Raw genomic sequence first — 10,881 nt, forward strand, 5'->3', positions numbered from 1 at the left:
CATTGGCGCCTTGGTGAGTGAAAATCCATGGCTACACTTGTATTCTCAGCCATCGGCACGATGGCCGGCGGTCCCCTCGGCGGCGCGATTGGTGCGCTGGTCGGGCGTCACGTAGATCAGGCCGTCATCGGCGGTTCGCGCCGGGAGGGTCCGCGCGTCAAGGATCTGGCAGTTACAACCTCCAGCTACGGCTCCGCGCTCCCTCGTCACTACGGTCGGATGCGCACGGCAGGTACAATCATCTGGGCAACCGATCTGGCTGAACAGGCGGAACAAACCGGTGGCGGGAAAGGATCTCCTTCAGCCACTACCTACAGCTATTCGGTTTCCCTGGCGGTGGCGCTTTCCAGTCGGCCGATAGCGCGGGTGGAGCGCATCTGGGCAGATGGCAACTTGCTGCGCGGCGCTGCGGGCGACCTGAAAACGGGCGGCAGTATGCGGATTTACACCGGCCATGGTGACCAACCGGCAGACCCGCTGATCGCATCGGACAAAGGTGCGGCTTCCCCTGCCCACCGCGGCATGGCTTACTGTGTGTTCGAAGCGCTCGATCTGACGGACTTCGGCAATCGCATTCCCGCGCTCACTTTCGAAGTCGTTGCCGACGATGACGGAATCACGCTGGCGCAGCTGCTGGATGGCCTTGAACATCCACCCGAAGCAGACCGGAACCTCGTCGATCTTGCAGGCTTCACGAACGAGGGCGGATCGCTGCTCGGTAATCTGTCGGTGATCGACCAGGTGTACCCGCTCTCCTGTGACGCAGGTGGCGATCGGTTGAGCTTTTGCGCGGCGGAGACCATTCCCTCCAATCCGCCGCTCCTCCCCCCTGCCGCGGCAGCCGATGATGGCGAAAGCTTCGGCAACGCAACTGGCGAAACCCGCCAGCGGCTCGGGTGCGCGAGCGATATTACGGACGAAATGCGCTACTACGATATGGGTCGCGACTTTCAGGCCGGACTGCAGCGCGCCGATGGGCGTGCGCGGCCGGGTCGCAGTCGGGTCCTCGAATTTCCTGGCGCACTCGAAGCGACCCAGGCCCGCACGCTCATCAACCAGGCTGCCGAGCGAGCCAGGTCGTCGCGAGAGGTGATGGGCTGGCGAATAGCTGAACTGGACCCGCAACTCATCCCGGGCGCCGTGGTGCGCGTGCCGGGACACGGCGGGCTCTGGCGCGTCGAATCATGGGAATGGCGCGACCGGGGAATTGAGCTTGAATTGCGTCGTTTGCCGCGCGGGCCTGCCCGGCAGTCCGGTGGTGATGCGGGCACAGCGTTGTCGGCCCGAGACGAAGCCATCACTCTGACTGACCTGGTCGCTTACGAACTGCCGTGGGACGGCAGCGGCGGTGCGGACAATCGGCTGGTTTTCGCAGCTCCTTCTTCCGAGTCGGGCGGCTGGAGAGGTGCGGCGCTCTACCTCGAAACCGGCGGGCAGTTGGCGCCGCTTGGAAATGCATCGCGGCGGAGCATCCTTGGCCGCCTGCTTACGCCTCTGCCGTCCTCCCCGGCGCTGCTGCTGGAGCGCGGGTCTGTCGATGTTGAGTTGGTGTCCGACGACTTCTCGCTCGACTCCTTGTCGGTGGAAGCTCTTGCCGGCGGCGGCAATCGGGCGCTGATCGGGGATGAAATCGTCCAGTTCTCCCGAGCAGCACCGATCGGGCCACGTGCGTGGCGCTTGTCCGGCGTACTGCGGGGCCGAGGCGGAACAGAGGCCGCTGCCGGGTCGGGGCACCCGGCGGACACGCGCTTTGTGCTGATCGATGACCGCCCGATCCCGATAGATGCAGCGAAGGTCGGTTCGGCGGAAAACGTCGTCATTGCTGCACTTGGCTTGGCGGATAGCCAACCTGTCCGGAGTGGACTGATCAATTCCGGCATCAGCGCTCGACCGCTCTGCCCGGTGCACCCGCGCTGCAAGCGGCATGCCGACGGATCCCTGACCCTTGGCTGGACCCGCCGTGCCCGCGGTGTGTGGACCTGGCCAGGTGAGGTCGAAATCCCGCTTAACGAGCAAAGCGAGACATATCTCGTCGGGGTGGGCCCGGTGGAAGAGCCTTGGCTGCGCTGGATAGTTCATGAGCCGCGTCTCGAAATTGGGGCTGGCACGGTTGCTAGTCTTTTGGCTGATCATTCCGACGCAAACCTTTGGGTGCGGCAGTCAGGGAACTCTGCCCTTTCTCCCCCCCTTCTGCTCACCACTCTTTCTTGAGGGAAGCTTCATGTCCGAACCATTCCGCTTTACATCCGCCAGTCCGCGCTTCGGGCTTCCGCTGCTGTTTGCCGCTCAGGCACAGAAGGAATTCTTCATCAATGAAGCGCATTCGCTGGCCGATGCCCTGCTGCATCCGGCCATCGAAGGGAAATCAGCCACTCCGCCCGCCTCTCCGGCCGACGGCGATTGCTGGCTTGTCGAACCCGAAGCCATAGGGGATTGGACTGGCCACGATGGCGCAATTGCCTGCAGGCAGGCGGGGTCCTGGCTGTTCATTGCTCCGCGTGACGGTATGCGGGTGCTGGATCGGTCCACCGGGCAGGAGATCCGGTTCCGGAATGGATGGCAACGTCCGGCTCGTCCAGAGAGCCCGACTGGCGGCACGACGATAGATGTGGAAGCTCGGACCGCTATCGCCAGCCTGATAACGTTGCTGACATCCAGCGGGATCCTGCCAGAGAGTTGAAGGATGGACCGAATGGGCCGCTAAAGCGTTAAGCGAAGCGATCACGGAGGAACATTATGCGCAAAACGATCTTCGCTGCCCTTCTGCCCGGCGCAGCCGCGCTCACGGGGTGTGCAACCATGGATACCATGCCGACCGAGCGCCTCGCCTCAGCGACGCTTCACCTCGCGAACGGCATGCCGGCAGGAACAGCCCAGCTTCTGTCCAGCGGCGAAGAGGTGAACGTCGTGGTAGCGCTTGCCGGCATTAGTCCAGGCACTCACGGAGTGCACTTGCATACGACCGGATCCTGCGAAGCGCCCGATTTCACCTCCGCCGGCGGTCATCTCAATCCCGCAGGCAATCAGCACGGGATAGAGAATCCAGCTGGTCCCCACTTGGGCGATCTTCCGAATGTTTCGATCGGCAGCGCCGGGTCCGGCACTATTACGGCTACCTTGAGGGGGACCCGAACGGAGGTCCTGCCTGCTCTGTTCGATTCCGATGGGACAGCGGTAGTTGTACACGCGGGCGCGGACGACTACCGGACCGATCCTGCCGGAGACGCAGGTAGCCGGATTGCCTGCGGCGTTCTAAGGCCCGTCTGAACCATTGTTCTTTGTCGGAGTGTTCCGGTATCAGCCTTCGAGCGGAGGCTCTGCGGCGTAGCGGGTTCCATCGTTCAGCTCCGCCTGAGCGAAACCCCTGCGCCGTAAGCGGCAACTGTCACAAGTGCCGCAGGCGAGCCCTTCGGATACGGGATCATAGCAGGACCAGCTCATCGCTGGATCGAGCCCAAGACGTACAGCTTCACGTGCGATCTCCGCTTTGCCGAGATGCTGGAGAGGGGCGTGTACAGTGAACGAGCCCCCTTCCGCTCCCGCCTTGGTCGCAAGGCGCGCAGTGCGGGCAAAGCTATCGATGAACTCGGGGCGGCAATCCGGGTAGCCTGAATAGTCCAGCGCATTCACGCCAATGAAGATGTCCTGTGCTCGCAACGCTTCGGCCCAAGCAAGAGTGAGGGAAAGGAACACCAAGTTGCGCGCCGGGACATACGTAACCGGGATATCGGCCCCGACCCCCTGCTTCGGGACTGAAATCGATTTGTCCGTCAGTGCGGAACCACCAAAGATGGTGAGGTCGAGCGGGAGGATGGCGTGGCGCACGGCGCCTAGATGCGCGGCAATTTCGCGTGCGGCCTCAATTTCGTTACGGTGCCGCTGGTTGTAGTCGATGGTCAGCGCAGCGACCGTGAAGCCCTGCTCGCGCGCCAAGGCAGCCGACACCATGGAATCGAGACCACCCGATAGCAGAACCACTGCCAGCGGGCTGTTTGTATCGTTCGCTTGATCCATGGTCAGTCGCTAAACTTCGCTACGCAGCTGGGCAAGCGTCAGTCTTCGATTGCGAATTCGCGCGAGCAAAAGGCGCAGTCGACGACGATTATCCCGTCGTTGTTGCGCATGTCTTCCCGGTCCGACTTTGGAAACCGCGCAAGCACCTCCTCAAAGCGAACGACCGAGCATCGGCATCCGCGCGACAGGAAAGCTCCTTTTTCGGTCCGAATCTCCGCCTCTTCATGGAACAGGCGCCAGAGAAGCGCTTCCAGAGACAGATCGGCGTCGACCAGCTCTTCATGGCGTGCGCTGCCCGCGAGGATCATTACGTGTTCCCATTCCGGATGATCCATACGGACATGGAGACGTTCACGCCCTTCTTCGCCATCAGGCAAATGCTGCACGAGCAGACCGGCAGCGACGCAGCCTTCCGGGCCGGTTCTGACCGCTGCCCTGATTAGCGTCGGAACTTGCTCACTCTGGACGAAGTAGTACTCCACGGCTTCCGCCAAAGAGCTGCCTTCCAGCGGTACAATGCCTTGGTGGCGCTGCTGGGTGGTAGCCACGTCGAACGTCATGGCGATGCTGCCCTTGCCGAACAGAGCTTCCAGCGGCGGATTGGCTCCAAGCCCTGCGAACCGTTCGGCATCGTGCTTGATATAGCCACGTAGCTCACCAGCGCGAAAATCACAGACCAGCAGTTCGACCACTCCGCCTTCGGTGTGCGCCTGCAAGGTTACCTGACTGTCCTCCTCCTTCATCAAACCGCCCATCAGAGCGGTCAGGACCAAAGCCTCAGCGAGTAAATGCTTGAGCGCCGGTGGATAGTCGTGCGCTGAGAGAATGGTATCGACCACGGGCCCGAGACGAACCAGCCGTCCCCGCGCGTCCCGGGCTGGGATCGTGAAGTTTAGCAACCGGTCAAAACCGGTTTCATCAATTTGAGAAGTATCGCTCATTAGACCAATATGGGGGCTCTGGTGCGCAAGATAAGCCCGTCAGGCCACCAGCCCAAAGCACCAGAGCAGAACAGATTTCTGAGCATGAATCCGATTCTCAGCTTCATCGAAGACGTCCGATTGTTCGCTCTCGAATACGCTTTCGCTGACTTCCTCACCTACATGGGCGGGAAGGCAGTGCAGAAAACGCGCTCCGGGTTTCGCCTTGCCCATCAGCTGGTCGTTGACTTGGAAAGGCGCCATTGCAGCAAGCTTTTCCCGCGCATGCTGCTGGCCCATAGACACCCAGGTATCGGTAACCAGAACATCAGCCTCAGAGGCAGCTTCCACAGGGTCGTGGGTCAAGGTGACCTTCGCCCCGCCCGCCCGCGCCCTAGCGACGAATTCAGGATCCGGTTCGTAGCCGGCAGGAGTTCCTACGCGCACATTGAACTTCATCAGCCCGGCAGCTTCCAAGATCGAATGCAGTACATTGTTACCATCACCAAGCCACGCAAGCTCCAGCCCCGGCAATGTCTTGCCTTTTTCGACGATGGTAAGCAGGTCGGCAACGATTTGGCAGGGGTGGGAGCGATCGGTCAGTCCATTGATCACCGGGACTGTCGCGTGACGCGCCATTTCCTCCAGCTTGTCATGGCTATCGGTGCGGATCATTATCGCATCGCACATGCGGCTGAGAACTCGTGCGGTATCCGCAATGCTTTCGCCGCGCCCGAGCTGCGTTGTTCCGGAATCGAGAATGAGCGCGCTGCCACCAAGCTGGCGAATGGCTATGTCAAAGCTCACTCGCGTGCGCGTGGAACTTTTCTCAAAAATCATCGCCAGCACACGGCCGGCAAGCGCTGCATCGGCATCAGGCTTGCCCTTCGGCCAAGCGACGCGCGCGCGCTTGCGAACCTGCGCATCGTTGATCATCGCCGCGATTGCATCCCCCCCCGCGTCGGAAAGGGAAAGAAAGTGCCGAGGCCCCGTCATACCGATTCAGGAACCATGTAGTCAGCGGAGCCCGCCGAAATCTTATCGAAGAACTCTGAAATTTCGGCGTCACCAATAGTGAGAGGAGGCAGTATCCGCAAGGTGTTGTCTCCTGCCGCAACGGTCAGAAGTTGATGCTTGTCTCGTAGATGCTGCATGAACGGTCTGGGCTCCACCTTCATCTTTAGCCCGAGCATCAGCCCCTTGCCGCGCACCTTTTCGAAGAGCTCTGGGTAGTTTCCTATGAACTGCTCAAGCCTCTGCCGAACACGCTCACCTTTCTCTCGCACCGATGCGAGGAACTCTTCGTTGGCCACAGCATCGAGAACGGCGTTCCCGGCAGCTACGGCGAGCGGATTTCCACCATAGGTAGAGCCATGCGCGCCAAACGTCATCCCGCGCGCCGCTTTTTCGGTTGCGAGACAAGCCCCGAGCGGAAATCCTCCACCAATCCCCTTCGCGATCGCCATGACGTCAGGCTCGATGCCGTATTGTTCATAGGCAAACAGAGTACCGGTGCGCGCGACGCCGGTTTGCACTTCGTCCAGTACCAGCATCAGATCATGCTCATCTGCCAGTTTCCGGAGACCCTCCATGAAGGAAGCAGAGGCGACACGGATACCGCCTTCCCCTTGTATAGGCTCAACCAGAAAACCAGCCGTGTTCGGACCGACGGCAGCGCGAACCGCTTCAAGATCATCGAAGGGAACATATTTGAAGCCGGGGAGCAGCGGCTTGAAGCCTTGATGCATCTTTGTTTGGCTGGACGCACTGATCGTCGCCATTGTCCGGCCGTGAAAAGCGTTCTCAAAAGTAATCAGTTCAACCTTATCGAAGCTTCCTTCGGCCTGGTGGTAAGCGCGCGCTGTTTTGATCGCACATTCCACTGCCTCCGCCCCGGAATTCGTGAAGAACACCGTATCGGCGAAGGTGATATCGACTAGCCGCTGGGCGAGTTCCTCGCCTTGTGGGCTACCGTAGAGATTAGAAACGTGCATCAGCGTCTCAGCTTGGCGCTGGATCGCTCCGATAAGACCCGGATGGGAGTGGCCGAGCAAATTAACGGCGATTCCGGCAGCGAAATCGAGATAGCGGGTTCCGTCTTCGGAGATAAGATGAGCATTGTCGCCGCGCACGGGCCGCACCCCGCAGCGGGGATAGACGGGCATCAGTGGGCTGATCGACATGATCGGTTCCTTGTTTGAGCTTCAGGCAGTAACGACAATGGCGGCCCTCCAGGGCCGCCATTGTTTTGTTAGGTCGTTGAAATGGTCCGGTCAAACACCCGAACCGCTCCGGATAATTACGCCTGCACGGGGACGAGGTTCACCGCGGAGAATTTACCTCTGCGGTCCACTTCGATATCGAACTGGAATCGGTCACCTTCATTGATCGCCGACAGGCCCGACCGCTCCACGGCACTGATATGAACGAAGGCATCATCTTTCCCGTCATCGCGCGTGATGAAGCCAAAGCCCTTCATGGAGTTGAAGAACTTCACTGTTCCAGTGGCCTTTTCGCCGGTCAGCTGGCGCTGCGGAGCGCCGCCCGGCGCTCCTCCTGGCGCTGCTGCAGCACTGCGTTCTGTGACCGGAATGATATCGCCGACAACTTGAAGATCCGCAGCAGAAATCTTGCCCCCGCGATCCACCAGATTGAACGCAAGCTCCTGCCCTTCAGCTAGACCTTCAAGACCGGCGCGTTCAACCTGGCTGATGTGAACGAAGACGTCCTCACCACCTTCGTCGCGCTGTATGAAGCCAAAGCCCTTCTGCGTGTTGAAGAACTTCACCTTACCTTGCCCTGTGCCGATCACCTGGGCGGGCATGCCACCTCCTCCGCCAGCACCAGCAGGGCGAGGTCCGCGGGGGGCGCTGTTGCCGCCACCAAACCGGTCGCCGCCACGCGGAGCGAAGCGATCCTCGCCTCCGAAGCGGTCGCCCCCGCCGAAGCGATCGCCGCCGCCAAATCGGTCACCACCACCACCGAACGGATCGAAAGCGTCTTCGCCGAAACCGTCCCGCTTGTCGCGTCCCCGACCGCGACGACCCCTATCGTAACCCATGAACCGTAAGAACCTTCACTTCGCCCCCAGACTCAAAACTTCGGCGACGCGGACGAATACGCACCGAATCGGCGCCGACAGCGAGCCTGTCAGCCTATTCATCACGGGTTTGTATAGCATGGCTGGCCGGTTGGCGAATATAAATTGCGGCCATGGGGATTTCTTAGCACCGTGACAGGTGCAGCTAACCCCTTGCCCTGCTGCCTCGCGTTAGGCAGAAACACGCCCATGGACATCATCGCCTTGCTATCGGATCCGGCTGCTTGGGCCGCATTGTTAACTCTGATCGCGCTGGAAGTCGTGCTCGGCATCGACAATCTCGTATTTATTGCCATCCTATCGAACAAGCTTCCTCGTGAACAGCAAGCCAAGGCCCGCAAGATCGGGCTGGGCTTGGCGCTGGTGATGCGAATTGCGCTTCTGATGCTGATTGGGTGGCTGGTCACGCTCCAGCAGCCGCTTTTTAACCTCGGGCTTGAAGGCAACCCCACGCCGCATGGTGAGCCGAGTTTTGAAACCGCCTTCTCCGGACGTGATCTAATCCTGCTCGCAGGAGGGCTGTTCCTGCTTTGGAAGGCGACGAAGGAAATCCACCATAGCATGGACCCGCATCCGCCGTCTGGCGAGGTTCTAGACAAGAACAAGAGCGTGGCTCAAATCACCTTCAAAGCGGCGATTGCGCAGATCATCCTGCTGGATCTGGTCTTTTCGATCGATTCGATTTTGACGGCAGTGGGGATGACGGATGAAATTCCGATTATGGTTACTGCGGTTGTCATCACTGTCACGATCATGCTTTTCGCAGCCGATCCGCTTGCCCGTTTCATTGAAGTCAATCCCAGCTTGGTGATGCTGGCACTGTCTTTTCTTGTCATGATCGGGCTAGTCCTGATTGCCGACGGGTTCGGTTTTCATGTTCCCAAAGGTTACATCTACGCGGCAATGGGCTTCTCAGTGGGTGTTGAATCGCTCAACATTTTCAAGAATCGTCGGCATGCTCGCCAGCAAGGACACAGTTTGTGAACGACTTCAGAAAACTGTCGGAACTTGTGTTTGCCAGCCCGCAGATCACGGTAGATGATGTTGACGAAGCGAAGCGCTTGGGCATTCGGTTGATTGTGAACAACAGGCCAGAAGGTGAAGCGCCTGACCAGACGCCAGGACATGTCATCAAGACAGCCGCCGAGAAAATCGGCCTTGATTATCTGGCGATTCCCATCAGCCACACCGGCTTCACCGAATCACAGGTCAGCTCGATGGCGGTAGCCTTGCGAGAAACCAGAGGCCCTGTTCTCGCGTACTGCCGCTCAGGTACTCGCTCAACTTTTCTGTGGTCGCTCGCTCAGGCGAAAATGGGAGCTGATCCAACGGAATTGACCTCGGCAGCTCGACAGGCGGGCTACGACATCACGTCAATCAGACCCATTCTCGACAACATCGCCGGAGGCGATTGATAGGCGCTGAGCAGAGAACTCCCTGCGCCCGGAGGGCGCGACTTCTAAGCCAGCCGAATCCAGCAGAAATCCTCGGTTAGCACCAAATAGTGAAGAACTCGTCGCCTTCAGCACCCTGTAGAGCCCAGAAGCGGTCGCGTAGGCAGATGGAATGAACACGCGCCGCCTACAGACCAAAAGAGCGGGAGCGACTTGGGGCTTCGATCAGGACCGCTACAGCACGATCCACCGTTTCTGTGAGTGGAAGTCACAGCGTATGACACAGGGTCTCGATTAACTGAACCACCCAAACCAGCTAATAGACGGCAGCGAGCCGCTCGAGGCGCTGGCGAGCTACGTGGACACCGGGCCTTCCGCCCGGCGGCTATAAGTCCGATGGCCAGATCACAGGAATTCCCGCGGGCACGATGCCAAGGATCTGTCTCGGTGGCCTAGGACCACGTTGCTGATGCACAAAAGGCATCTTGGCTGCCGCCCGCTCACTGGGCAGCATTCCTCAGCCCAATTCCTGACAGGCAGGAGCCTCGATACCAACATGAGTGATCGGGGTGAGAAGATCGACCTCTTTCACCTTTAGCGAGCGCGCTTAACCCTTGGGGTCGCTACACAGACGCACAGCTCTCGCTATCTGTATCGTGAAGTGAATGGCATGAAAGCACGCGCAAGCGGTGAAGAGCCCGCGGAACTTGGCGGCAATACGTGCCTTCCGCAGCAGGCTCCACGCAAGGGAAGATTCACAAGCTTTCTGCAAAAGAAAAGGGCCGGGGTTCCCCCCGGCCCTAATCCGTTTCGCGCTAGGCGATCACTTACATGCCCGAACCCGGGCCATAGGTGATTTCAACCCGACGGTTCTGCGGTTCGCGAACACCGTCAGCGGTCGGTACGCGCGGGTTAGCTTCACCGAAGGCTTCGCTACGGATTGCCGAAGCCGTGATGCCGCGGCTGGCGAGGTACTGCTGCACAGCGTTGTTGCGGCGAGCGGCCAGGCCCAGGTTGTACTGCGCCGTACCAGAGGTGTCGGTGTAACCAGCCAACATGATCGGAACGTTATTGCAGTTCTGGTACGCCGTGACCGCACTGTTGAGGATCGTTGCAGCCTCGGGAGTGATGTTCGCCTTATCCCAATCGAAGAAGACGATGTACGGCCCCTGGTTGCACGTCACCTGGGGAGGCGGCGGCGGCGGCGGCGGCGGCGGCGGCGGCGGCGGCGGCGGCGGCGGCGGCGGCGGCGGCGGCGGCGGTGCGACTACCACCGGAACGACTGCCGGAGCTCCGCCGAAGTTGTACAGGAAGCTCACTTGGAACGAATGCGACTTGATGTCGCCATCGACTCCGTACCCGCGCATATCGACCAAGTCGAAATCCTGGGTGTTGAGGAACGTGTACCGCAGACCGACTTCGGCTTGGGGAGTAACTGGCACATGGAAGCCAG

At 60.2% G+C, this 10,881-nt stretch carries 11 protein-coding genes; 5 read left to right on the forward strand and 6 right to left on the reverse strand.

Annotated elements, in window-relative coordinates:
* Positions 1 to 27 precede the first annotated feature (27 nt).
* Genes ELY13_RS02090 through ELY13_RS02100 form a run of 3 tightly spaced genes read left to right on the forward strand, consistent with a single transcriptional unit; the run spans position 28 to position 3,267 of the window.
* Positions 28 to 2,211, forward strand: a complete 2,184-nt coding sequence (locus tag ELY13_RS02090) for a GTA baseplate fiber-binding domain-containing protein (protein ID WP_126172198.1) — start codon at positions 28 to 30, stop codon at positions 2,209 to 2,211.
* A gap of 10 nt (positions 2,212 to 2,221) precedes the next feature.
* Positions 2,222 to 2,680 carry a DUF2793 domain-containing protein gene (locus ELY13_RS02095; RefSeq protein ID WP_126172199.1) on the forward strand — a complete coding sequence of 153 codons (459 nt, stop codon included), beginning with the start codon at positions 2,222 to 2,224 and terminating at the stop codon, positions 2,678 to 2,680.
* Between the two features lie 56 nt (positions 2,681 to 2,736).
* Entirely contained in the window at positions 2,737 to 3,267 is a 531-nt protein-coding gene (locus tag ELY13_RS02100; protein WP_126172200.1) for a superoxide dismutase family protein, read from the forward strand.
* A gap of 30 nt (positions 3,268 to 3,297) precedes the next feature.
* Here the strand turns inward: ELY13_RS02100 and queC are convergent, their stop codons facing one another.
* The 5 genes from queC to ELY13_RS15515 all read right to left on the reverse strand — a co-directional run bounded on the left by queC (position 3,298) and on the right by ELY13_RS15515 (position 7,995).
* On the reverse strand, positions 3,298 to 4,014 hold the full coding sequence (gene queC, locus ELY13_RS02105) for a 7-cyano-7-deazaguanine synthase QueC (protein WP_126172201.1): 717 nt from the start codon (positions 4,012 to 4,014) through the stop codon (positions 3,298 to 3,300).
* 38 nt (positions 4,015 to 4,052) lie between these two features.
* The gene (gene hslO / locus ELY13_RS02110) at positions 4,053 to 4,955 is read right to left on the reverse strand and encodes an Hsp33 family molecular chaperone HslO (RefSeq protein ID WP_126172202.1); all 903 of its coding nucleotides are present in this window, start codon (positions 4,953 to 4,955) and stop codon (positions 4,053 to 4,055) included.
* 39 nt (positions 4,956 to 4,994) lie between these two features.
* Positions 4,995 to 5,930: an ornithine carbamoyltransferase gene (gene argF / locus ELY13_RS02115; protein ID WP_126172203.1), complete on the reverse strand. Its 936-nt coding sequence runs from the start codon at positions 5,928 to 5,930 to the stop codon at positions 4,995 to 4,997.
* Positions 5,927 to 7,117 (reverse strand): aspartate aminotransferase family protein, encoded by a 1,191-nt coding sequence (locus ELY13_RS02120; protein WP_126172204.1) that lies wholly within the window; start codon positions 7,115 to 7,117, stop codon positions 5,927 to 5,929. Before ELY13_RS02120 ends, argF begins: the two co-directional genes overlap by 4 nt.
* A gap of 116 nt (positions 7,118 to 7,233) precedes the next feature.
* Positions 7,234 to 7,995, reverse strand: a complete 762-nt coding sequence (locus tag ELY13_RS15515) for a cold-shock protein (RefSeq protein ID WP_126172205.1) — start codon at positions 7,993 to 7,995, stop codon at positions 7,234 to 7,236.
* 228 nt (positions 7,996 to 8,223) lie between these two features.
* On the opposite strand from ELY13_RS15515, the gene ELY13_RS02130 reads away from it, so the two are divergent.
* On the forward strand, positions 8,224 to 9,018 hold the full coding sequence (locus ELY13_RS02130) for a TerC family protein (RefSeq protein WP_126172206.1): 795 nt from the start codon (positions 8,224 to 8,226) through the stop codon (positions 9,016 to 9,018).
* Positions 9,015 to 9,449 carry a protein tyrosine phosphatase family protein gene (locus ELY13_RS02135; RefSeq protein ID WP_126172207.1) on the forward strand — a complete coding sequence of 145 codons (435 nt, stop codon included), beginning with the start codon at positions 9,015 to 9,017 and terminating at the stop codon, positions 9,447 to 9,449. Before ELY13_RS02130 ends, ELY13_RS02135 begins: the two co-directional genes overlap by 4 nt.
* An 806-nt stretch (positions 9,450 to 10,255) precedes the next feature.
* Here ELY13_RS02135 and ELY13_RS02140 read toward each other — a convergent pair.
* Positions 10,256 to 10,881 (reverse strand): OmpA family protein (locus ELY13_RS02140; RefSeq protein ID WP_164549679.1); only part of this gene is annotated, 626 nt, incomplete at its 5' end.

It is taken from the genome of Altericroceibacterium xinjiangense, assembly GCF_003958635.1.
Classification (GTDB): Bacteria; Pseudomonadota; Alphaproteobacteria; order Sphingomonadales; family Sphingomonadaceae; genus Altericroceibacterium_A; species Altericroceibacterium_A xinjiangense.

Excerpts from the sequence above, each read along its gene's own strand:
- ELY13_RS02090 (WP_126172198.1), top strand. The coding sequence starts at position 28 with ATGGCTACACTTGTATTCTCAGCCATCGGCACGATGGCCGGCGGTCCC.
- ELY13_RS02095 (WP_126172199.1), top strand. The coding sequence starts at position 2,222 with ATGTCCGAACCATTCCGCTTTACATCCGCCAGTCCGCGCTTCGGGCTT.
- ELY13_RS02100 (WP_126172200.1), top strand. The coding sequence starts at position 2,737 with ATGCGCAAAACGATCTTCGCTGCCCTTCTGCCCGGCGCAGCCGCGCTC.
- queC (WP_126172201.1), bottom strand. The coding sequence starts at position 4,014 with ATGGATCAAGCGAACGATACAAACAGCCCGCTGGCAGTGGTTCTGCTA.
- hslO (WP_126172202.1), bottom strand. The coding sequence starts at position 4,955 with ATGAGCGATACTTCTCAAATTGATGAAACCGGTTTTGACCGGTTGCTA.
- argF (WP_126172203.1), bottom strand. The coding sequence starts at position 5,930 with ATGACGGGGCCTCGGCACTTTCTTTCCCTTTCCGACGCGGGGGGGGAT.
- ELY13_RS02120 (WP_126172204.1), bottom strand. The coding sequence starts at position 7,117 with ATGTCGATCAGCCCACTGATGCCCGTCTATCCCCGCTGCGGGGTGCGG.
- ELY13_RS15515 (WP_126172205.1), bottom strand. The coding sequence starts at position 7,995 with ATGGGTTACGATAGGGGTCGTCGCGGTCGGGGACGCGACAAGCGGGAC.
- ELY13_RS02130 (WP_126172206.1), top strand. The coding sequence starts at position 8,224 with ATGGACATCATCGCCTTGCTATCGGATCCGGCTGCTTGGGCCGCATTG.